Annotated in this window: 19 protein-coding genes and 1 riboswitch; of the genes, 9 read left to right on the top strand and 10 right to left on the bottom strand. The window is 28.9% G+C overall.

The genetic code is table 11. The annotated features are described in order from the left end of the window. Window positions 1-16: 16 nt before the first annotated feature. Complete coding sequence (locus tag B5X81_RS02570; RefSeq protein WP_079489130.1) at window positions 17-1,072, bottom strand: DmpA family aminopeptidase; 1,056 nt, start codon at window positions 1,070-1,072, stop codon at window positions 17-19. A gap of 388 nt (window positions 1,073-1,460) precedes the next feature. On the opposite strand from B5X81_RS02570, the gene B5X81_RS02565 reads away from it, so the two are divergent. The 7 genes from B5X81_RS02565 (at window position 1,461) to B5X81_RS02535 (ending at window position 13,203) form a co-directional block, all read left to right on the top strand. Continuing rightward, window positions 1,461-4,805, top strand: coding sequence for an extracellular solute-binding protein (locus B5X81_RS02565; RefSeq protein ID WP_079489128.1), 3,345 nt, complete (start codon window positions 1,461-1,463; stop codon window positions 4,803-4,805). A gap of 124 nt (window positions 4,806-4,929) precedes the next feature. Further along, window positions 4,930-5,319 carry a BlaI/MecI/CopY family transcriptional regulator gene (locus B5X81_RS02560; RefSeq protein ID WP_079489127.1) on the top strand — a complete coding sequence of 130 codons (390 nt, stop codon included), beginning with the start codon at window positions 4,930-4,932 and terminating at the stop codon, window positions 5,317-5,319. After that, window positions 5,316-8,657, top strand: coding sequence for an extracellular solute-binding protein (locus B5X81_RS02555; RefSeq protein ID WP_079489125.1), 3,342 nt, complete (start codon window positions 5,316-5,318; stop codon window positions 8,655-8,657). Before B5X81_RS02560 ends, B5X81_RS02555 begins: the two co-directional genes overlap by 4 nt. Window positions 8,658-8,675: 18 nt before the next feature. Beyond that, window positions 8,676-9,536 (top strand): carbohydrate ABC transporter permease, encoded by an 861-nt coding sequence (locus B5X81_RS02550; RefSeq protein WP_079489124.1) that lies wholly within the window; start codon window positions 8,676-8,678, stop codon window positions 9,534-9,536. Window positions 9,537-9,588: 52 nt separating this feature from the next. Next, window positions 9,589-10,470, top strand: coding sequence for a carbohydrate ABC transporter permease (locus B5X81_RS02545; protein ID WP_079489122.1), 882 nt, complete (start codon window positions 9,589-9,591; stop codon window positions 10,468-10,470). Window positions 10,471-10,528: 58 nt separating this feature from the next. After that, window positions 10,529-11,806: an efflux RND transporter periplasmic adaptor subunit gene (locus B5X81_RS02540; RefSeq protein ID WP_079489121.1), complete on the top strand. Its 1,278-nt coding sequence runs from the start codon at window positions 10,529-10,531 to the stop codon at window positions 11,804-11,806. Window positions 11,807-11,811: 5 nt separating this feature from the next. Next, entirely contained in the window at window positions 11,812-13,203 is a 1,392-nt protein-coding gene (locus B5X81_RS02535; protein ID WP_079489119.1) for an ABC transporter permease, read from the top strand. A 10-nt stretch (window positions 13,204-13,213) separates the two neighbouring features. Here the strand turns inward: B5X81_RS02535 and B5X81_RS02530 are convergent, their stop codons facing one another. From B5X81_RS02530 to B5X81_RS02520, 3 genes are read right to left on the bottom strand one after another with little or no spacing between them, the layout of a single operon-like run. Further along, window positions 13,214-13,939 (bottom strand): permease, encoded by a 726-nt coding sequence (locus B5X81_RS02530; protein WP_079489118.1) that lies wholly within the window; start codon window positions 13,937-13,939, stop codon window positions 13,214-13,216. Then, window positions 13,936-14,418, bottom strand: coding sequence for a permease (locus B5X81_RS02525; RefSeq protein ID WP_079489116.1), 483 nt, complete (start codon window positions 14,416-14,418; stop codon window positions 13,936-13,938). The genes B5X81_RS02530 and B5X81_RS02525 overlap by 4 nt, the downstream gene beginning before the upstream one ends. 2 nt (window positions 14,419-14,420) lie before the next feature. Then, complete coding sequence (locus B5X81_RS02520; protein ID WP_079489115.1) at window positions 14,421-14,747, bottom strand: cupin domain-containing protein; 327 nt, start codon at window positions 14,745-14,747, stop codon at window positions 14,421-14,423. A gap of 223 nt (window positions 14,748-14,970) precedes the next feature. Between B5X81_RS02520 and B5X81_RS02515 the strand changes: the two genes are divergently transcribed. Next, window positions 14,971-15,657 carry a Crp/Fnr family transcriptional regulator gene (locus B5X81_RS02515; RefSeq protein ID WP_079489113.1) on the top strand — a complete coding sequence of 229 codons (687 nt, stop codon included), beginning with the start codon at window positions 14,971-14,973 and terminating at the stop codon, window positions 15,655-15,657. A 102-nt stretch (window positions 15,658-15,759) separates the two neighbouring features. Here the strand turns inward: B5X81_RS02515 and B5X81_RS02510 are convergent, their stop codons facing one another. Both B5X81_RS02510 and B5X81_RS02505 read right to left on the bottom strand, forming a co-directional pair. Further along, complete coding sequence (locus B5X81_RS02510; RefSeq protein ID WP_079489112.1) at window positions 15,760-16,047, bottom strand: aspartyl-phosphate phosphatase Spo0E family protein; 288 nt, start codon at window positions 16,045-16,047, stop codon at window positions 15,760-15,762. Window positions 16,048-16,363: 316 nt separating this feature from the next. After that, a complete protein-coding gene (locus B5X81_RS02505) occupies window positions 16,364-16,699 on the bottom strand; it encodes a hypothetical protein (RefSeq protein ID WP_079489110.1) in 336 nt (111 codons plus the stop codon). A gap of 156 nt (window positions 16,700-16,855) precedes the next feature. Continuing rightward, window positions 16,856-16,942, top strand: a riboswitch (cyclic di-GMP riboswitch). Between the two features lie 13 nt (window positions 16,943-16,955). On the opposite strand from B5X81_RS02505, the gene B5X81_RS02500 reads away from it, so the two are divergent. After that, on the top strand, window positions 16,956-17,741 hold the full coding sequence (locus B5X81_RS02500; RefSeq protein WP_139380226.1) for a transglutaminase-like domain-containing protein: 786 nt from the start codon (window positions 16,956-16,958) through the stop codon (window positions 17,739-17,741). A gap of 358 nt (window positions 17,742-18,099) precedes the next feature. Here the strand turns inward: B5X81_RS02500 and B5X81_RS02495 are convergent, their stop codons facing one another. From B5X81_RS02495 to B5X81_RS02480, 4 genes are all read right to left on the bottom strand, one after another. After that, a complete protein-coding gene (locus B5X81_RS02495) occupies window positions 18,100-19,119 on the bottom strand; it encodes a sensor histidine kinase (RefSeq protein WP_208984964.1) in 1,020 nt (339 codons plus the stop codon). Between the two features lie 4 nt (window positions 19,120-19,123). Continuing rightward, window positions 19,124-19,825 (bottom strand): response regulator transcription factor, encoded by a 702-nt coding sequence (locus B5X81_RS02490; protein ID WP_079489109.1) that lies wholly within the window; start codon window positions 19,823-19,825, stop codon window positions 19,124-19,126. Between the two features lie 317 nt (window positions 19,826-20,142). Beyond that, window positions 20,143-21,057, bottom strand: coding sequence for a ketopantoate reductase family protein (locus B5X81_RS02485; protein ID WP_079489107.1), 915 nt, complete (start codon window positions 21,055-21,057; stop codon window positions 20,143-20,145). A gap of 29 nt (window positions 21,058-21,086) precedes the next feature. Continuing rightward, complete coding sequence (locus B5X81_RS02480) at window positions 21,087-22,067, bottom strand: GGDEF domain-containing response regulator (RefSeq protein ID WP_079489106.1); 981 nt, start codon at window positions 22,065-22,067, stop codon at window positions 21,087-21,089. Between the last annotated feature and the right edge of the window lie 325 nt (window positions 22,068-22,392).

Below are 22,392 nucleotides of genomic sequence, written 5' to 3'. Positions count from 1 at the left end.
AAACCCATATAAGTACTTATTCTGTTATTAAATCTATATATTCCTTTAATGAATATCTAATATGGTCATCTCTTCCCCTAGTGGTGTCTGCACATATGAGAGAGTTTAAAATAGCCTCCTCTGTGGCTTCTGATACTCCTCTGAATATATCATTAATTTTGTTTTCATTAAAGGCTTTAATACTTACTACAGCCTCCTTTTCATAATGTTTTATTCTATTTGCTGTAGTAAAGCCTATTACAACATCTCCACTACCATTTCCCCAAAATGATCCCGTTCTACTTAATCCCACAGCGGTTCTTTTGCATAGCCTTTTTAACTGTCTATGGGTGACGGGTATATCTGTTGCTAAAATAATTATTATTGATCCTTTGTCTTCTTCTGGCTTACGGCTTTTCTCTTTTTCAACTATCATTTTTCCCATTTTTACACCATTTATTGTTAAATCTTCTTTAGTTCCAAAATTAGACATTACTAATATTCCTATTGTAAAGATTTCATCACCCATTTTAACGAGTCGTGATGACGTTCCAATACCTCCCTTTAATCCATAACAGGACATCCCGGTACCAGAGCCTACAGCTCCTTCTTCAAAGTTCTTATCAGTATTTTCTAAAGCCTGAAAAACATGCTCTTTTTTAACATGCATCCCCCTTATATCATTTAAATATCCATCATTACATTCACAAACTATGGGATTTACAGTACCAGTTGAAACTCCTATATCTTCATTATGCCTTAACATATATTGGACTAAAGCTGCATGGGCATTCCCAACGCTAAGGGTATTAGTTAGTATAATTGGAGTTTCTATAGTACCAAGCTCTTCAATCTGTATGGTTCCAGCTGTTTTCCCAAAACCATTTATTACATGACTTGCAGCAACAAGCTTTTCTTTAAATAAATTATCTTCATGGGGCAAAATTGCCGTTACTCCTGTTTTTATAGCACCATCATTCAGTGTAACATGACCAACCTTTACGCCTTCAACATCTGTGATTGCATTTTTTTCTCCCGTATCCATTTTTCCTATAATTATACCATAGTCTCTAATACGTTTTTGTCCCTTCATCATTTCATCTCCTCATCAATTATATATATATAAAGATAACTAATATTAAAACTCCCGCTATGAGAACTAGCACAACAAGTTAATTTATACATCTTAAAAATATCGATGCTTCTAGGTTTTTTTGATGTATAAAGCTTATAAATATCTATAGAAAATATAGCCTTAATAGCTGCTGTGTCTAATGTTCACTAATCTACTTACACTATAAAATTATACCATCTATACAAAACTTTTTCCATGTTTATACAAGAGTATATATTCTTTTTTCTTGACATTTCCGTAGTACAGATGTAATATGTAACCATACTACACTTGTAATACCAAGCTATTATTTATCAATACTGGAAAACAAAGGAGAGGATGAAAGTGAATATGGGGGAGATGAAGAATGACTTTATATAGTATGTTTTATACTATACTGACAATGTCATTTATGGGAAGCATTACTGCTTTAGTAATTCTTTTTTTTAAGAAAATATTTAAAAAAAGAATTAGCCCTAACTGGCATTACTTGATTTGGATAATTCTGCTGATTAGACTGATTATCCCTTATGCTCCCGAAAGCTCCCTTAGTATTTTTAATTTTTTTACCCATTATAATGAAGAAATCCAAGAAATTCAATCACCTATTATTCAAGATAAAAATTATAACTCCCTTAATTCTAATGATATTGAGACTTTGATAGATTCAACCAGCTATGATTTTCTTAAAAGTAAGGATTTAGAACATAAAAGCTTCAAAACAGACTCTTCTAAGGGTCATAATAAAAATCAATACTTTTACGAAAATAGACTATATATATTTAATATGATTAAATCCCAACATGCTGATTTACCTATAAAATTTGTTAAGTATTCTCAAAAACTTAAAATAGATTTTTTTCATATTCTAGGGATCATATGGCTTGTGGGTGTATTTATCAGCAGCACATATATAATATGGGTGCAGCTTTCCTATAGTCTTAAAATAAGAAGCTTACATCATTGTACCAATAAAAGCATTCTTTCTAATTATTATAACTGTAAATCACAAATGAAGGTAAGAAAGAAAATTCCTTTGATAGTGGATTATCAAATTAAAGCACCATCATTGATAGGTATTTTAAATCCTAAAATACTAATTTCCCCTTATTATATTGATCTTTTAACAAATGAAGAATTAAGATTTGTTTTCATGCATGAACTGGCCCATTATAAAAGAAAGGATATTATTATTAGATGGGTTCTCATTTTTCTTCAAATTCTTCACTGGTTCAATCCTGTACTGTGGTTTGCCTTTTATAAAATCAGACAAGACTGTGAAACCGCATGTGACTCCTATGTGTTATCTTATATCAATGAATATGAATATAAAAAATATGGAAGTACAATGGTTAAGATGCTAGATATCTTTTCTAGCTCTAATTATATACCTGGTGCCGCAGGCATGTTAAATCATAAAAAATTTATAGTAGAAAGGGTGAAAAACATTATGAACTTCAAAAAGAATTATATCGTATGGTCTTTATTTGGAATTGCTCTCTTTGCTGTTTTAACTGCTTTTCTATTAACTAATGGAAAAGACCCTTCAAAGGAAGTTATAAAGATTAAATATGATGCAGAGGAAATTGGTAAAAACTTAGGCCTTGAGTCCATCACAGATCTTAAATCAATATCCAATGGTCAATTTCTTATACAGGATACTAAAAATAACCAATTTATAATTATAAATAGTGATGGTAGTAAGGAAAGGATTATTGACTGCAAAGATCTCCCTAAGGATACTAAAAAAATTTTTACTGTTGATTCAAAGAATCAATTATATGTATTATCTGCAGCTTCAACTCTAAAAATAGATATTTATGATTTGATGGGTAAAAAAATCAATGAAATAGAATTAAAGGATGCAGATATAGCTAAAACAGATTATGTATATGACTGGGATTTAGAGGTCGATACCAATGATAATATTTATGTATTGATACCCGATACCAATATTCAAGTATTTGATACCAAGGGTTCTAAGGTGAAAACTATAAATGAAAATGGCTGCTCATTTATCGAGCTTGATGAAAATGATGACTTGTATATAGGGGGATACAATAAGAATGATTACGTACTAAAATTAAACCCCCTAGAGGAAAATGTATTATGGAAATTCGAGGATGAGCAAAATTTAATTTCTATTAAATCCGCTTCTTACTCTAAACAATCAAAATCCTTATACGTAGCAATCAAAGATAAAATCATAACTATTGACTCCGATGGAAAATCCATGAATCCAGTTTTACATATAGATTCAATAATACAAGAGAATGGTTCCTTCGTTGGTCTAAATTTTTCCATTGGTCAAAATGAAAACATTTATTTGTGTGGATTTAATAGGGATAATAGGAATAAAGGTTTAGTATATAAGATTAGTACTAGTAAAAGTATTATCAACAGTGAGGATATAAAGCATCTTACAATTTCTGTAAGAAATTTGGATTCAACTCTTGAATATGCCATAAATAAATTTGAAAATATGCATCCTAATATAGTAATTAATGTGGAAGATTACAGTGCTTTTTCATGGATTAAAGGTGATATGACATATGAAGATACTAGCAAGATTGAAGAAGAAGCATTTCAAAAGGAGTATGATTTCATTCAAAAAATTAACACTCAAATGCTGACGGGAAAAGGCCCTGATATCATTCAAATGGATAATATTCCCTATAAAAAATACGCAGATAAAGGTCTGCTTTTAGATCTTAAGGAAATGATGAATAAAGATACCTCCTTTGATAGAAATCTATATTATTCCAATATATTTGATGCAATGGAATATAAGGATGGATTGTATATAATGCCTTTGACTGTAACTTATCCAGCTCTTTTGTCTAATACTAATTTTTTAAAGGAATATTCCATAGAATTTGATGATAACAGCTGGGCTTGGAAGGATTTCTTAGATATTTCTAAGAAAGTAACAATGGATATTGATGGAGATGGTAAAAATGACATGTATTCAATGCCCACTACTTTTCCAAAAGACATATTTAAGTTCCTATTAAGCTCAACTAATCACAGCTTTATAGATTACGAAAATAAAGAGGCTCATTTTGCATCTAAAGAATTTATTGAACTTCTTAAATTGTGTGAAACTATGTGTAATGAAGAATTTATGAATCCAGAAGTTACACACTTTGATTCACACAATGGGGGCTTTGTTTTTTTCCCGTGGCCAGTTAATGATTTCTCTTTATTTACTGCTAATGTTCTTATTAATGCAGATGAAATCACCTTTTATAAATATCCAACCTCCAATAGGGATATTTACCCCTTTACAGTATACAATATGTATGGAATAAATAGTAATACCAAATACAAAAATGAGGCGTGGGAGTTCGTCAAATTCCTCCTTTCAGAAGAAGTTCAAGAATATACAAAGCTCTATGATACTCCAATAAATAAAAATGCCAGGGAAAAGAAATTTGAATATAACCTTAAAAGAGCTAATACCGATATGGAGGAGTCTGGTAGTCTCTATGGATATAAGGTGACATCACCAAAAGAAATAAACAAACGGCTAAAGTATAATATAGAAAAAATGAATAAATTAGTTCCTAAATTAAACACTTTTAATGCCTATGACATTCAAATACAAAAAATATTAAAGGAAGAAACAAAAAGTTTCTTTGATGGAAATAAGTCTGCAAAGGAAACATCCCAGATTATTCAGCGAAAGGTTGAAATGTATTTAAATGAATAATAAAAGAGTAACAAATAATATTTTCGCTTGACATTTCGGTACTACAGTTGTAGTATGTTCTTGTGCTACATTTGTAGTACCAAATAATCATTTATTAACTTTTTAAAATAAAGGAGCGAAAAAAATGAGTGAAAACATACCTAAAATATCAGACGCAGAATGGCAGGTTATGAAGGTGCTATGGAAGAAATCTCCCCTTACTGCTGCCAAAATTATCGATAAGCTTCAGCTAGAGACCAAATGGAATAGAAAAACTATCCATACCTTAATACGAAGACTTGTTAAGAAAGAGGTCTTAGGTATAAAAGAAGAAAATCCATATACTTACTATCCTTTATATGAAGAAGAACTTTGTATGAAGAAAGAAACTAAAACCTTTTTAAAAAAGGTTTATGACGGTTCTCTACAATTGCTGATGGCTAATTTTTTAAAAAATGAAAAACTGTCAAAGGAAGAAATAAACAAATTAAAAAAATTATTAGATAAAAGCCAACATAGGAGCGATGAGAAATGACTTTGTATAGTATGTTTCATACCGTACTAACAATGTCATTTATGGGAACCATTACTGCCTTAGTAATCCTCTTTTTTAAAAAAATATTCAAAAGAAGCATTAGCCCTAACTGGCATTATTTCATTTGGATAATTCTGCTATTAAGATTGATTATCCCCTATGTTCCTGAAAGCTCTTTTAGTATTTTTAATTTTTTTACCCATTATAATCAAGCTTGTCAGGAAATTCAATCACCTGTAATACATAATAAAAACTATAACAGCGTTAGTTCTAATAATATTCAATCGATGGTAGATTCAAATAACCTTGAGCTTTTTGAAATCAAATCTACAAATGAAGAAAATCTACAAACAAATTTCTATGATAAGCATAATAACCAAAATCAATATTTACATAAGGAAAACTTTAATATATTAAATATAGTTAGGAATCAAAATAGCTATCTACCTTTTAAGTATAAAAATGTGCCCAGAGCAAATAGTAAAAATTTGCCTCATATTCTAGGGATTATATGGATTATTGGTGTATTTGTCAGCAGTTCATATATAATTTTGCTGCAAATATCCTTCAATCTAAAAATCAGAAAATTTCACCGCTGTACCAAGGAGAATACTCTTTCTAATTATTATAGATGTAAATCACAAATGAAAATAAAAAAGAAAGTTCCTTTAATAGTGGACTCTAAAATAAAAACACCATCATTAATAGGTGTCTTTAATCCTAAAATATTGATTTCACCTAATTATATTGATCTTTTAACCGATGAAGAATTGAAATTTGTTTTCATGCATGAATTAGCCCATTATAAAAGAAAGGATATTATTATTAGATGGGTTTTCATTTTCCTGCAAATTCTTCACTGGTTTAATCCTATACTTTGGTTTGCCTTCTATAAAGCTAGACAGGACTGTGAAGCCGCTTGTGATTATTATGTATTATCTTGTCTTAAGCCCCATGAATATAAAAAATATGGAAGCACAATGATTAAGATGCTAGACATATTTTCAGGCTATAATTATATTCCCGGTGCCACGAGTATGTTAGATGGTAAAAAATTTATTATAGAAAGGGTGAAGAACATCATTAACTTTAAAAAACCTTATGTTAAATGGACATTATTAGGAGCTGCTCTTTTTATAGCTTTAACTGCTTTTCTATTGACTAATGGAAAGGAGCCTCCAAAGGAAGTTGTAAAAATAAAGTACACTGTAGAGAAACTTGGTGAAAACTTAGAGCTCGATTCTATTAAAGGACTTGAGTCAATATCCAATGAAAAATTCCTTACATATGATAGAAAAAATCACAAATTTGTAATTTTAAATAATGATGGAACCAAGGATAAAAGTATTAATTTTGAAGATTCTACTGAAAGCACTAGTCCCCTTTTTACTGTCGATTCTAAAAATAACTTGTATGTATTATCTACAATTCCAAGTCCTAGGGTTCATGTGTTCAATTTAATGGGTAATAAAATAGCTGCAATAGACTTAGAGGATACTGATATAGCTAATGTAGATAATCTATATGGATGGGATTTAGAAGTTGACTCAAAGGGTAATATTTATGTAATGACTGCTGATACTAACATTCAGATATTTGATTCTAAAGGCTCTAAAATAAAAACTATAAATAAAAATGGCTGCTTATTTATAGAACTTGATGAAGAGGATAATTTATATATAGGAGGTTTTAACAAAAACTATTATGTATTAAAGCAAAGCCCTTTAAATGACAATATATTATGGAAAATAGAGAATGATAGTAAATTTGTTTCTATAAAAAGTGCTGCTTATTCTAAACAATCAAAATCCCTATATGTAGCAAATTTTAATAATATTATAAATATTTCCTCCGACGGAAAATCCATAAATACACATTTAAATATAGATTCTATGGTAGATAATGAATCCTTTATTTTTGAAGATTTAACCTTTGACTCAAACGAAAACATTTACTTTTGTGGTCTTGATTCAACAAATTATGAAAGTTTGTTATACAAGGCTAATACTAATAAAATTAATGTTGACAGCACCAATATAAAAACCATTACAATTACTGTAGGATATTTGGATTCAGTCCTTGAATATGCCATAAATAAATTTGAAAACCAACATCCCGATGTAATAATTAATGTGGAAAACTATGATGCTGTTTCCTTTGTAAATACTGATATGACATATGAAGAATCTTTAAAGGCTGAAGAAGAAGGATTTAAAAAAGAATATGATTTTATCCAAAAGCTTAATACACAAATGCTAACGGGAAAGGGTGGAGATATAATTCAAGTTAGTAGCATACCCTATAGAAAATATGCCGATAAAGGTCTTCTTTTAGACCTTAAGGAACTGATGAGTAAAGATGCTTCCTTTGATAAAAATCTTTATTATACAAATATATTCGATGCGATGGAATATAAAGATAAATTATATACGGTACCCTTAACAATATATTATTCTGCTTTTTTGGCTAATGAGGATTTTCTAAATAAACATTCTTTTAAAATTGATGATGACAATTGGACCTGGAAAGATTTCTTAGATGTTTCAAGGAAAGTAACAATGGATATTGATAGGGATGGGAAAAATGATATGTACAGCATGCCTACTATTATACCTGAAAATCTATTTAATTACCTATTGTCTTCAAATAGTAAAAGCTTCATCGATTATGAAAATAAGAAGGCTTACTTTACATCTAAAGAGTTTATAAATCTCCTTAAAATATGTGATGCTATGTCTAGTGGCTCCTTTGTGAATTCAGATATAACAGAAGCTAGTATGGATAATAGGGGTTGTGTTTTCGTTCCCTATTCAATTAGTGATTTTACAATTTTTTTTAGTAATTCATTTTTAAACACAGACAAAGTAGCATTATATAAATACCCTAATTTAGATAATGATGTTACTACTTTTAGCGCCTATAATATGTATGGAATAAATAGTAACACCAAGCATAAAGAAGAAGCGTGGGAATTTATAAAATTTCTGCTTTCCGAAGAAGTTCAAAGCTATAAAATGCTCTATGGAATTCCAATAAATAAAAATGCACGAGAGAATAAAATCCAACATAATTTTGAAGAAGCTAAGGATAGTACAGAAGAATTTGGTAATATTTATGGATACAATGTTACAGAACCCCTAAAAATTCAAAATCAATTTAAAAATAATATTGAAAAAATAAATGAAATAGTTCCTAAGTTAAATAATTGTAATACATACGATATACAAATTCAAAAAGTTTTGAATGAAGAAATAAAGAATTTCTTTAATGGAAATAAATCTGCAGAAGAAACAGCTAAGATTATACAAAGAAAAGTAGAAATGTATTTAAATGAATAGTAAAGGAGCAAATTATTGATGAAATTCAAGTTAAACAGAAGACTAACAATATTTTTCTTTCTGTTTCCAAGCTTGGCAGGTTTTTTCCTCTTTTATGTAATTCCATTTTTAGGTTGTGGATGGTACTCTTTGCTGGATCGATGTATAGATGGCAGCTTTGTTGGAATTAAAAACTACATTAACCTTTTATCTAACGATTTATTTTTAATGGCTGCAGCCAATACAGTATATTTTGCTTTATTGGCTGTACCACTTACAATGCTCTTGGGACTAATTCTTGCTATTTTATTAAATAAAAAAATTAAGGGTAGAAGTATTTTTAGGTCTACATTCATAGTGCCAATGGTCATTCCAACGGCATCTGTAGTACTTATATGGAATATTCTCTTTCACAATAATGGAGTATTAAATGGAACCCTTGCTTCTCTAGGCATATCCTCTGTAAATTGGTTGAATTCAGGTAAAGCAAGATTTATTATGGTTCTTCTTTATGCTTGGAAAAATATAGGCTATTGTATGGTTATATTCTTAGGAGGTCTTTTGAAAATACCTAAGGAATATTATGAAGCAGCAGATATTGAAGGAGCTGGAGCTTTTAAAAAATTCATTTATATTACCCTTCCATACCTTACTCCTGTTTCATTCTTCGTTTTTGTTTTATCTATAATAAATTCCTTTAAAATATTTAAGGAGGTATATATGCTGGCTGGGCCCTATCCCCATGAAAGTATTTATACAATGCAGCATTATATGAATAATGTATTTACATCCCTTGATTATCAAAAGTTAAGTGCTGCTGCATATGTAATAGCAATAGCTTTAGGCCTTTTAATTTACGTATTATTTAAATTTGAAAATAGATTTAGCAAATATTTATAAAATATGCCATTCTTTTAGCTTCTATAGAATTTTTTGAAAAGGAAGTGCATTTATGATTTTAAAGCCAAATAAACTGACTAAGAAAAGAATTACTATTTATATTTTATTGACTCTTATGTCTGTGTTTTTTATATATCCTGTAATTGCAATTTTTGCAAATTCTTTCATGGGATCAGAGGAAATATCAGATAGCTATTCCTTTGTTGCAAGCTTAGATAATAATGAGAATAATAAAGCTTATATGAATATCAAATTAATTCCAGATATGTTTGACCTTACTCAATATATAAATATACTCTTTCGGCAGTCCTTCTTTTTAAGAATGTTTTGGAATTCTACTGGAATTGTTGCTGCTATAATAATTGGTCAGTTATTTGTTTCATCTACGGCAGCATATGTTTTTTGTAAAATTTCATTTAAGGGACAAAACAAATTATTTTTTATTTATATAATTACAATGATGATGCCCTTTCAGGTTACCTTGGTTCCTAATTATTTAGTTGTTGATAGACTGGGAATTACAAATACATATGCAGCATTAATCCTGCCAGCAATTTTTGCACCCTTTGGTGTATTCTTAATGAAACAGTTTATGAACTACATTCCCAAGGAATGTATAGAAGCTGCCAGTGTAGATGGAGCAGGATATTTTCAAATTTTTATCCATATTGTTTTACCTATGCTGAAGCCTGCAATTGCTTCACTTATAATTCTTTTATTTATTGATTACTGGAATATGGTTGAACAACCACTATTGTTTATAGATGATGCTGTTAAAAGACCTTTATCTACATATTTATCAATAATTGGGAAAAAGGATTTTCACTATGCCTTTGCTGCCTCAACTATATACATGCTTCCTCCCCTTTTAATGTTTTTATATTGGGAAAGCTATCTTGTTGAAGGAATACAGCTTAATTCGGGGATGAAGTAGTTGTAAGCTCTAAGTTTTAGCTTATATTTACTTTAATATTTATTGTAAGAGGTGAATTATGGAAAATTATAGGGAAGTTAATGATAAAAAGAGAAAAAGAATATTTAGAAGGGCTATTGTGATTTTTTTTGGTACAATGCTTTTCATTACTTTTTTCTCAAAAACTATCCAAAATCTTTCTCTTCCAAAAGTGATTTTATCTCAGCCCTATTCTGGTACTTTAACTTATGAAATAACTGGCTTTGGATATATAGTTCCAAAGGAAGCACTTAAGCTATATCCTAATTCCACAAAGAAAGTTAAGGAAATTAAAGCTGAGATTGGAGAACAAGTTAAAAAAGGACAAATTATTGCGATTTTCTATAATGAGGTTTCTGATCCTAAATTGGCAGAGGAAGAAATTAAATTGAAGGCATTAGAAACAAGGCTAGAAAAACTATTGCTTAGTAATAAGAACAATGAAATAGAAAATCTTGAACTAGAATTGGAAAAAGCTATGAAGAAGCTCAAGGATTCACAAAGAAATTTTAAACAAAAGAAGCAGCTGGTAGAATTAGGTGCAGAAGCCACTGAAAATTTAAATGAAGCTCAGTATGATATGGAAATAGCTGAAAATGAATATGAACAAAAAAAATTAGAGCTTGAAACCACAAAAGAGAATAAGGAAGTTTCACTAAATAAGCAAAAAAAAGATATTGAATCTCTAAAATATGATATTCAAATTCAACAGTTAAAAATCAGTCAGCTAAAAGATGAGGAAGTGCTTACCTCTCCCTATGATGGTATAGTTAAAGAAATTTATTATGAAAATAGTGAACTGGCCTTTGATGATAAACCTTTTTGTTTAATTGTCAATCCTAAAAAGGGATTTTCTTTTTCTGCTGATATTCAGGAGGAGGATGAAAGTTTAGTAGCAATCGGAGACCCCTTATCAATTTCTTTAAAATCAAAGGGTAAAACTATTAATGCTACAATTAAAAGAATCATTACTAAAGATAACAATAAAAAATTTATTGCTGACATTGATGAAACAGAATTCTTAGGAGAAGAAAAATTTAGGTATCGTATAATTAAAAAATCAAAAACCTTCCATACTCTTGTCCCCAATACGGCACTTGGTAAGGACAATAGTGGTAATTTCATATTTATAGTAAAGGAAAGAGAAGGGGCATTGGGAAAAGAGCATTATGTTGAAAAACAATATCTATCTATTGGTGATAATGATAATCAAAACACTGTTATTATAGATGGTTTAGATAATAGAGCCAGTATTGTATATGACTTTAGCAAGCCTATTTATGAGAATAGTAGAGTTAGACCTACTCAAAGGAAGTGAACAAAATGCATAATGTGAAAATTTGGAATATCCTTCAAGCTTGTGGTATCTTAATTCTAATTCTTTGCATTTTCTTCATTGAAGGTATAAATGAAAATACCATGGAACTATTAGGTACAGTTGGCTCAAAAAGAATATCCATTGAAGCTAAAGAAAATATTATAAACAATGAAAAGCTTGGATTTAATGAAAAGGAAATTTATGAGCTTAAAAACAGCTTGACAAATAATATTTGCTCATTCACATTCCCCTTTGAGGCAAATATTAAAACTAGCTCAAATAGTATGCTAATTAAAGCTTTAGCTGTTAATTCCGCTTATAAAAACTTTACTGACATTAATATTGTGAATGGAAGTTTTTTTACTGAAGAGGATGAAAAAAATAAAAAACGAAATTTAATAATAGAAGAAAACACTGCATTAGAACTGTTTAAAAGCACTGATATTGTAGGAATGAATGTACAATTAATGAAGGAAGATTTTAAAATTATTGGTATTTACAAAAATAAGGCTTCATTTCTAAATAGATTAATAAGAAAGAAGGAACCTAATGTTTATATTCCACTGCAAACAATTTTTTCTTTAAATAAGGATATAAGGATTCCATGCTTTCAAATATCAATTTCAAATGAAGATGGGGAAATTAAAAGTGAAAAATCTGTTATTAATCTCCTTGAGAATATGGGTAAATCATCAGCTAATTATAAGATAATCGATTATAGAAATTTTCAAAGGCAAGGTTTTCAAATGAATCATTTGATTACATTTATATTTGGTATATTAATCATCTTTTACATTATTAAGATTCAAGTAAAAATAGTGAAGAGAATTAGTCTAACAATAAGAGAAAATTATAAATTACAATATTTTTTAAAAGCTATAGAATCAAGTAGAAAAATTCTTATTTATTTAATTCTTAAATTCTTATTTTTAGCTTTTTGCCTATATCTAATTGTTCAAGTTATAAAATTTGATCTTTATATAGCTTATACAGGTAATAATCTTATTAAGAGTTATTTAAGTTTTATTTTAAATGCTTTTTTTGAAATAGGTAATTCAAAATCACTCCTTGATTCCATAGTTTATTTTTCCATATTACTTATTTCTTTTATATCTATTTTGGGAATACCCTTGGGAGGCTTTCTATTATTATCAAGTTTCTATTTCTTGAAATATATACATTCTCCAATAGAGAGAATACTCTTATTTTTCAGTACAACATATGCTTCATCATTAATAGCTGCTAGTGTGATCATTAAAATAAGTAAACTTCCATTAGTAATGAATATAGAATCAATAATAATCATTTACATATTTATATTTTTAAAAACATACTCATTGTCTATGAATCATAATCAGTTAAACAAAGATGTCTCACAATTTACTTATAAAAGCTAAAGCTATTTATCTATAGATAAATAGCTTTAGTTGGACATTTCTTCATAGCTTTTTCAAAGTTTTCTACATAATCAGGTTCTATCTTTTCTTTTATATTTTTAGCTTTACCATCGATGATAACAAAACAATCTGGACATAATTTTGCACATACTCCACAGCCTATGCAGTACTCTTCCTTTATTTTTATTTTATTTTCACTGCTTTTATCTTTTAATTCTTTATCAATGGGAAGATTTTCCTTTTTGATAACTAAAAACACTATATAAGCCATTATAAATATTGATATTGTAGTAAGCAGCCATCTTGCAATCATAAATTCTATCCCTAAAAATTTTGCTTCATTTATAAGCATGGGGACTTTTACTACTGCCCAGGTACTTAATATAATTACAATATTAAAAATACTTGCACCCTTTTTAACCAGCATCTTACACACTGGAAAAGCAGCATATATAGGCCCTGCAGAAAAGCTTCCTAATATAAAGGAAAATATACTTCCCTTGATTCCTGATTTTTCTCCAAAGCTATTTATAATAACTTCCCTTGGTACCCAAGCTTCTATTAATGAAGTAAGCAAAAATATAACAGGTATAATCTCTAACATCTCTTTAACATAATACATACTATTTTTAAAGGATTCAACTGCTTTATTTGGCATTACTATAAGTAAAAATACATATGTCAAAAATACTCCTGTTAGTAGTTTGTTTTTCTTTATAGTTTTTGTTAATTTCACATTAGCACCCCCATTGCTAGTGCAATGAATATAGCAAATACAAAGCTTAATCCATTTCTAATTAATGTGAATTTCAATCCAAACTCCTGTCTTTCCAATGGAAAAGTTACAATTCCCACCATTGTTAAAGTAGTTAAAAAGGCAACTGCTGGAACTATACTTGCTCCTACATTTACAAATGATCCCACAAGTGGAAATGCAACAAATGCAGGTATTAGAGTTATACTTCCTACAATTGCAGAAGCTATGGTTGAAATTAGAGCATTTGATTTACCTAGAACACTATTTATTGACTCTGGGGGGATAAATGTCAAAATTAGACCTATAAGAAATAGTATTCCTACTATTTCTCCCATCATATTTTTCATCATACCCCTTGCCATTTTCATTGAACCTAATGTCTTTTTTTTATTTTTCTTTATTGATGCTAAAAAAGCAATACCTGTTAGAGCCCAAAGTGACAAAGTAAAAATATCCATTTCTACTCACCCTTATAATACTTAGGATTTGGTGATTTAACAACAAAAAATTCTAATACTTCTTCTTGAAAATTATTAACATTCATTTTTGTATTATATGGAATATTTATAATATCACCAGCTTTGTATTCCATCGCCTCTTGCTCATCTAGCTTAAGGGTCATTACACCTCTAATAATTATCATATAAACATTAGAATTTGAATAATGTTCTGGAAGGCCAGTTTCCTTTGTAAGAACCATATGATTTAAGGCAATATTTTCGTCGGCAATGATTTTCTCAATTATTTTTTGATTTATCCTTTGATATTTATAAATTTTTTCCAGCATATTAATTCCTCCTTATAAAATTTATTAATTGAGCAAATTGCATAATTATCTGCTACAAAGACCATATACTATATATAGCTTTAAAATCTTCAAATTCAGACCTTGTACATTATGCAATTTTGTCAAATTTTAATTATGAATTTCCTCAATTATATAATATAATTTTTAATATATTTTATCAGTTACCATGGTAACTAATTTGAATATTAAAGGAGGCTTTTTTATGAATTTAGAAAAATATCTAAAAATTCTATGCTTAACTGATTTGTTTAAATGTTTTTCATCTGAAGAACTTCTATTATTATTCAACGATAACAACTATAAACTTTCTCAGTATAAAAAAAACAGCATTATACATTTTGAAAGTGAAAAATGCCTGACATTAGATATAATTTTAAAGGGTGAAATAATTATTCAAAAAATTGATGAAGATGGAAATGTACTTACTATTACTAAGTTTAATATAGGCGATGCTATTGGTGGCAATCTATTGTTTGGGAATAATAATACATATCCTATGACTGTAACCTCTAAATCCGATGCTGTTATTCTACATATAAAAAAGGATTTTGTTTTGCAGCTTTGCCAGACCAACAAAATCTTTTTAATTGAATTCATAAAATCTATATCTGAAAAAACCTTTATACTCACAAGTAAAATTAAATCAATTTCTATGAAATCATTAAGAGAGTCCATAATAGATTTTTTAAACTATGAATACTATTCTCAAAACACAAATAAAATAAAGCTTAATATGACAAAAAAAGAATTAGCTGAAAGACTAGGGGTCCAAAGAAGTTCTCTGTCTAGAGAATTGAATAAGATGAGAAAAGATGGACTGGTTGTTTATGATGCCCATTCAATAACAATAAAGGATTTTAATATAATTAAACTAAAAATTATTGGATAAAAGTCAATTCGAATTTAAAAAACAGTACAATGCATATGCATTATACTGTTTTTTTGGCTATCTATTTTCCCACTGCCCCTTATTTTCTAGCTATACTTTGTTTTAGCATATATTATTTTTCTTATAATATTCTACAATGAGTACATCAAGCTCTTTACTGACCTTTACAGTTTCATCGGCAATAAGGGTATCTTGGCTCTTTTTAAATCCTGCTGTTTTGTACATTTTATATCGTGCATTATTGATGGATTCCTTCATTTTTTTTAGCTCTTCTTTTTTATTATCGTTTTTTTCTTTTTCACAAGGGCTGGGGGATTGGCTGCTGTTTGTAGAATCATCATATGCAGACCCTTTCCCACAGTCTTTCTCTTTTGAATTTTTGTAATGCATATATATCTTTTCCTCTCAAAAAATTTTTTTTGAGAGGAAAATTAAAAAAGGGCACAGCAGGAATATAGAGTTCCTACACGTGCACCTATGTTATCTTTATTGAAAAAAAGTGGTAAATGTTATATAATAACATAAGGTTGCGGTGATAGCTATATAAGCTATTCGTGTAGGTAGCGTCCACTACCTGCATGAGCTTTTGAGTGCTGGCACACTCAAAAGACACGGCGACCTTTTCAATTTTCCTCTACATAGATTATATACTATTTTTGGTTAAAAATGCAAGAGGATTTAAATTTTAGGCAATCACTTTTAAAATTTATCCTATATTCCCTTTTATAATATTCATTATTTCTTGTAGATTCCTTCTATGTATACCTTCCATATACATTTGTTGTTTGCATTGATTTGTTGAGTCAGGTTTAATTAAATTTTGTAAATTTTCTTGTTGTTCTTCTTGAGAAACTGGTATTTTTCTTAATAGAATTTTCCGCCCCTCTTTATCTATCATGTATGTATAAGAATATTTTCCGTCCCTTTCTACTACAATTTGTTTCTTTTCTTCTTCCTCTTTTATATCCTTGTTTTTATGTTTTGAACCCCCAAGAAAATCATAGGGTTTTATACTGTAATCATTATGTATGTATGAATTCACTTATATATATCTCCTTTACTTGTTAAAACTTTAATTCATCATTATTATCGGCAAAGAATTTAAAACCTTTAATTAATTGACCTGTTTTAAATATAGAGAAAGTGGTATAATTATACCATAGATAGAATTTAATATTGTTTTTGTTGAAAGTCTTTTCAACGATAAAGGCAAACCAAGTGAAAGCTTGGGACGCAAAGCTATAGGGTCTTCCATACTTGTGTATGATGACAGCCAGTTACCGAAGGGAGAGATTCTTTTGTTTAAAAAATTAATTTTTGTGATATCCTTTATTCTTTTAACCTTTAGCTTTTCCTATGCTGACAATGACTATTTTGACCTGTCAGATTCTAAGGAAGGATTGCTAAAGGTTACTTATACAAATACTGAAAATAAAAAAATTAAAATAATGATTCAAAAAGACCAGGAAAAATCCTTTTATGATCTAAATAACTTTAGTCAATATCCATTAACCTTTGGTAATGGAGAATATGTTTTTGCTATTTTAGAAAATATAGATGGTAATAAATATAAAAACATTTCCACTAAAAAAAATAATATTACTATTAGTAATCCTTTAAAGGTCTATTTGAATCAAAGTCAAATGTTAAACTGGAATAAAGATATGAATGCAATTAAAAAAGCCAAGGATCTAACTGAAGGAATGACTACAAATAGGGAAAAGGCCTTCGCAATTTATAATTATATAGTTAAAAATTTTTCTTATGATCATAAGAAAGCAGAAAACCTTAGTAAAAGCTATACTCCTAAACCTGAAGATACATTCAACAGCCAATCTGGAATATGTTCAGACTTTGCAAGTCTTTATGCTGTTATGCTTAGAAGTGTAGATGTTCCGACTAAATATCTTATGGGTAATAAAAATGATATAGAAGCTTATCATGCTTGGAATCAAGTATATTTAGAGGATAGTGGAAAATGGATTACAGTAGATACTACCTATGATATTACATTATTTCAAAACAATATGGAATATTCCTTTGAAAAGGATTCCAATGACTATACTATAGATGGAAAATATTAAAAAGGTATTTTTTCTATAACCCCAGTGAACTACCACCGAGACAAGCAACGGTGGTTTTACGGGCTTATCTATAAATTGCTATTTGATACTTGTTCCATACCTTAGGAATATTGAAATATCCACTGGGTTTATAAATATTCTCCTTTTCATGAAAATCATCGTATGTTAGTAGCTGCTTCCAGTAAAGCTCCCACTCCCCATCTATTTTTATGGCTCCATCTTTTTGAAAATCCCATTCAGTAAGATCTAAAACGCCTTTTTCTGCTACGGGAAATCTATATAGTAAATCAAATTCAAAAGTAAATTTATATATAAAAAAAACAGGATGCTTTTAAGGATTTTTCTAAAGATAATTTCTTCATAGCTTGGGAATGGTAAAGCTAAAAACGGTTTTTTTATAAGGTCTACTCTCTACCCATATAGTTCCTCTATGCTTTTCAATAAGTTTTTTTACAATTGCAAGACCAAGTCCACTACTTCCTAAGGACTTATTTCTCGTCTTATCTTGTATATATAAACGATCGAATATATATGGTAAATGCTCTTCATCAATTCCCTGTCCCCTATCCCATATATTAATTTGATAGCTCTTTTGAGTTGAAATAAGATCTATTCCTAAAATTTTTCCTTCACTACCATACTGAATAGAATTTTTAAATATATTATTAAGAATTCTAATAATACTAAGCTTATCTACATAAACTAATGTCTTTTTTTTAGGCAAATTGACCCTTAATTCAATTTCTTTTTTATTAAGCTCTGGTAAAAATGCTATTATACTCTCTCTTATTATTTCTCCAATGTCATATATCTGAAAATTCATTTCTATTTCATCGGAATCTAATTTTGCCATATAGAATATTTCATCTATAAGCTTTTTAAGATCCTTTGATTTTTTAGAAATTATATCAAAATATTCTAACCTCTCTTCCTCATTAGCAGCAACATCATCCCTAAGGGCATCTATATATCCTATAATAGATGTTAAAGGTGTCCTAATATCATGGGATATATTAGACATTAATTTTCTTCTGGATTCTTCAACGGTAATTTGATTTTCCTGGGTCTTTTGTAACTCTTCGATTACTTTATTAAAATTGCACACCAGCTTAGAAAGTATTCCATCGTCCCTTACTAGTATACGGGTATTGAGATTTCCTAAGGCAGCCCTTTCTACTTGTTCATTTATACGCTCAAATTTAAATATACATTTATAATTTATATATATTTTAGCCAGAGAAAAAATAGCTATTAAAACATTTAATATAGTTAAATATGGATTTATAATATTTGAATAATACAATATTATTAATGAAATACATGAAAAAAATAATACCGTCCAATTTAATATAATAAAAATTTTATCTGTCATTTTCATATTATCATTCTCCAATAAATTTATATCCAATTCCCCATACAGTCTGAACAAGACGTGGTTTTTGGGGATTTTTTTCAATTTTTTTTCTTAGTCTTCTTATATAAACCATAACGGTATTATCATCTTCTATAAATGTATCGTCCCAAACATTTTTAAAAATTTGTGCCTTTGTAAAAACTTGATTAGGATGATTGGCAAAAAATCTTAATAGCTCAAACTCCTTTGCAGTAAGTTGAATCTCTTTTTTACCACGATATACCGTATAGCTCTTTAAATCAATTTTTAATTCTCCAAAACTCAATGTAGAATCATTGTTAAAAACTGCTTTATTACTTAGTACTAAATACCTCCTCAAAAGAGCATTTACTCTAGCAACAAATTCATTCATACTAAAGGGCTTTGTTATATAATCATCTGCCCCTATTCTAAGTCCTAACACTTTGTCAATCTCATCATCCTTGGCTGTCAGCATAACTATTGGAATATTAGTCTCATTCCTAAGTATTTTGCAAAGTTCTATGCCATCGATTTTAGGCATCATAACATCTAAAATAATTATGTCGTAATTATTTATTCTAAATAAATTTAAACCTTCTTCTCCATCAGAAGCAATATCAACATTATATCCTTCTCTTTCCAGATACTTCATCAGAAGATTTAAAATTTCAGTTTCATCATCTACCACCAGTATTCTAATATCTTTCATTTTATCCCTCAATTCTTTTAATTCATAATATATATTATGCAATTATCTCAGTTAATAAATTATTTCTCTATATATTGACGATTCCCTTTAATATTATTTTATACTATACATAAAATTTTAAAAGAAAAAAGTTCAACCCTAAAATAAAATTAAACTCAAAATTATTTTCTAAATATTTGAGGCCATTGTATAATTCTAATTTTGGAAAATTGATTTTAGAAATGTTTTCTTAATTTAACCTGCTTTGCTAATAAATTAAATATTTTATTTTAAAAATAATAAAAGCATAACAGATTAATCTATTATGCTTCTTAAACTTAATTTCTTTCTTTAATTTTTATAAGATTTGTTAAGGCAAGATTTATTGGAGTTTTAATACCTTGTCTTTCACCTTCTTTTACAATAGCACCATTTATCATCTCTATTTCTGTTTTTCGCTTATTAATTATATCCTGAAGCATAGAAGATTTGTTACTGGTTGTTAACCTACACACTTTTTTAGTGTGCTCTATAGGGTCTTCATTAATAAGAATTATTTTTTTTGCCTTCGAAACATTTATTCCTTCCTCAACTGCAATTTCCAATAGCTCTTCAGTTTCTTTAAAATCTAACAATTCACCATTCCTAAGTTCTGTAAGGGCTGTTATAGCATTTATACCTACATTTACAAGAAGCTTATCCCAAATTACTCCAAGGACGTTGTTTGTTATAACAGTTTCAATTTTACATTTAGTAAATATTTCTTTAAGATTCTGGATTCTCTCCGTATTTTCTCTATCTATTTCACCTATTACTGTAGTTCCCTTTCCTGCATGATAAATTCTAGCGGGTTCAAGTAATGTTGAACCGTGGGAAGTTGTTCCTGCGATTATATTCTTCTTCCCTACTACAGATTGAATTTTTTCGATATTCCCAAGTCCATTTTGTAATGTTAGAATAAGGGTATTTTCTCCAATAATATTTTTTACTGGTTTAAGAGCTTTATCTGTTATAGTTGATTTTACAAACACTAATATTAAATCAACTATCCCTATATCATTAGTATCAATTGTGGCTTGAACATTTTTTATAATCTTTTTCCCATTTTCATCTTCTATTATAAGTCCCTTCTCATTTATTCGATTAACATGCTCCTTCCATATATCGATCAGCCACACTTCATTATCCCCTATAGAAAGTAATCCTCCATATAAACATCCCATTGCTCCTGCTCCCAGTACTGCTATTTTCATAATTTATCACCTAACCTTAATTTATAAATCTATTTTTCCACTCTATTTCGGCCATAAAATTTGGCTTGAAAAAGAGCTTTGTCTGCACTATTTATAAGTTCTTCAACTGAATAATACTTTTCCGGCAATAAAGTAGAAACTCCTAAACTAACTGTAACATATGGAGATACACAGGAACCCTTATGTTTAACAGCCATGGATTCTACTTTTTTTCTGATCCTCTCAGCCACAACAAGAGCCCCTTGTCTCTGAGTTTCTGGTAAAACTACAACAAACTCCTCACCACCATACCTAGCCACAAAATCGGCAGGTCTTTGGGTAGAGGAAACAATAGCCTCAGCCACCTGCCTAATACATCTATCACCTTCTTGATGACCATAGCAATCGTTAAATGCTTTAAAATGATCTATATCTATCATAATTAATGATAAGGGTATACCTGTACGTATTGATCTTTGCCATTCAATTTGAATATTTCTTTCAAAAAATCTTCTGTTTGAAATACCCGTTAAGACATCTATAGTAGATATGTGCTTTAATCTACAATTTAATTCTTTTAGCTCCAACAACTCATCTATCTTTTCTTCTAGAAGCCTAGCCTGTTCTTTCAGCAATTTTTTTTGCCTTTGAAGTTCAATAAATACCTTTACTTTACTTTTTAATACCAATGGCTCTATTGGCTTAAAAATACAATCAACTGCACCTACTTCACACCCTTTAAAAATAAATTTTTGTTCTTTATTAATAGTCGTAATAAATATAATAGGAATGTTTTTAGTTTTTTCACATTTTCTCATGAGCTCAGCAATTGCAAATCCATTCATTTCATGCATTTGTACATCTAATAAAACAAGGGCAAAATCATACTCTAACATTAACCCTAAAGCCATATTTCCAGAAGTGGCTTTAATTATATTTAATTCCAGATCTTCAAGCACACCCTCTAAAGCCAATAGGTTCTCTAGTTTGTCATCAACAATTAATACATCCATTTCATGTTGAGATGACATTTATTCTCCCCCTCAAAACACATACTTACTTTATTTTATCTACTAAATCCATTGATATGACATGTTTTTTGTTTAAATTAAGTTTTATATTGAGAAAATTATGTAATTGAAGAAATTGCAGAATTCTAACTTGGCTGGGTTGCATAATATATATAGCATGTCTTTAGAGATTTTTAAACTATATGTAGTAGATAGTTTTTACAGGAGGTAATTATGCAATTTGCTCAATTATAATTTTATAAAATTTTCTAAAATAATATTTATTTCTGTTTTGTGGTTTAAATAATTATAATACAAAATATTATCAATTTTCAATTATATTTAG

This window comes from Maledivibacter halophilus (genome assembly GCF_900167445.1).
In the GTDB taxonomy this organism is placed as follows: domain Bacteria; phylum Bacillota; class Clostridia; order Peptostreptococcales; family Caminicellaceae; genus Maledivibacter; species Maledivibacter halophilus.
This window is presented reverse-complemented; position numbering and strand designations above follow the sequence as displayed.

Excerpts from the sequence above, each read along its gene's own strand:
- B5X81_RS02570 (WP_079489130.1), bottom strand. The coding sequence starts at position 1,072 with ATGAAGGGACAAAAACGTATTAGAGACTATGGTATAATTATAGGAAAA.
- B5X81_RS02565 (WP_079489128.1), top strand. The coding sequence starts at position 1,461 with ATGACTTTATATAGTATGTTTTATACTATACTGACAATGTCATTTATG.
- B5X81_RS02560 (WP_079489127.1), top strand. The coding sequence starts at position 4,930 with ATGAGTGAAAACATACCTAAAATATCAGACGCAGAATGGCAGGTTATG.
- B5X81_RS02555 (WP_079489125.1), top strand. The coding sequence starts at position 5,316 with ATGACTTTGTATAGTATGTTTCATACCGTACTAACAATGTCATTTATG.
- B5X81_RS02550 (WP_079489124.1), top strand. The coding sequence starts at position 8,676 with ATGAAATTCAAGTTAAACAGAAGACTAACAATATTTTTCTTTCTGTTT.
- B5X81_RS02545 (WP_079489122.1), top strand. The coding sequence starts at position 9,589 with ATGATTTTAAAGCCAAATAAACTGACTAAGAAAAGAATTACTATTTAT.
- B5X81_RS02540 (WP_079489121.1), top strand. The coding sequence starts at position 10,529 with ATGGAAAATTATAGGGAAGTTAATGATAAAAAGAGAAAAAGAATATTT.
- B5X81_RS02535 (WP_079489119.1), top strand. The coding sequence starts at position 11,812 with ATGCATAATGTGAAAATTTGGAATATCCTTCAAGCTTGTGGTATCTTA.
- B5X81_RS02525 (WP_079489116.1), bottom strand. The coding sequence starts at position 14,418 with ATGGATATTTTTACTTTGTCACTTTGGGCTCTAACAGGTATTGCTTTT.
- B5X81_RS02520 (WP_079489115.1), bottom strand. The coding sequence starts at position 14,747 with ATGCTGGAAAAAATTTATAAATATCAAAGGATAAATCAAAAAATAATT.
- B5X81_RS02515 (WP_079489113.1), top strand. The coding sequence starts at position 14,971 with ATGAATTTAGAAAAATATCTAAAAATTCTATGCTTAACTGATTTGTTT.
- B5X81_RS02510 (WP_079489112.1), bottom strand. The coding sequence starts at position 16,047 with ATGCATTACAAAAATTCAAAAGAGAAAGACTGTGGGAAAGGGTCTGCA.
- B5X81_RS02495 (WP_208984964.1), bottom strand. The coding sequence starts at position 19,119 with ATGAAAATGACAGATAAAATTTTTATTATATTAAATTGGACGGTATTA.
- B5X81_RS02490 (WP_079489109.1), bottom strand. The coding sequence starts at position 19,825 with ATGAAAGATATTAGAATACTGGTGGTAGATGATGAAACTGAAATTTTA.
- B5X81_RS02485 (WP_079489107.1), bottom strand. The coding sequence starts at position 21,057 with ATGAAAATAGCAGTACTGGGAGCAGGAGCAATGGGATGTTTATATGGA.
- B5X81_RS02480 (WP_079489106.1), bottom strand. The coding sequence starts at position 22,067 with ATGTCATCTCAACATGAAATGGATGTATTAATTGTTGATGACAAACTA.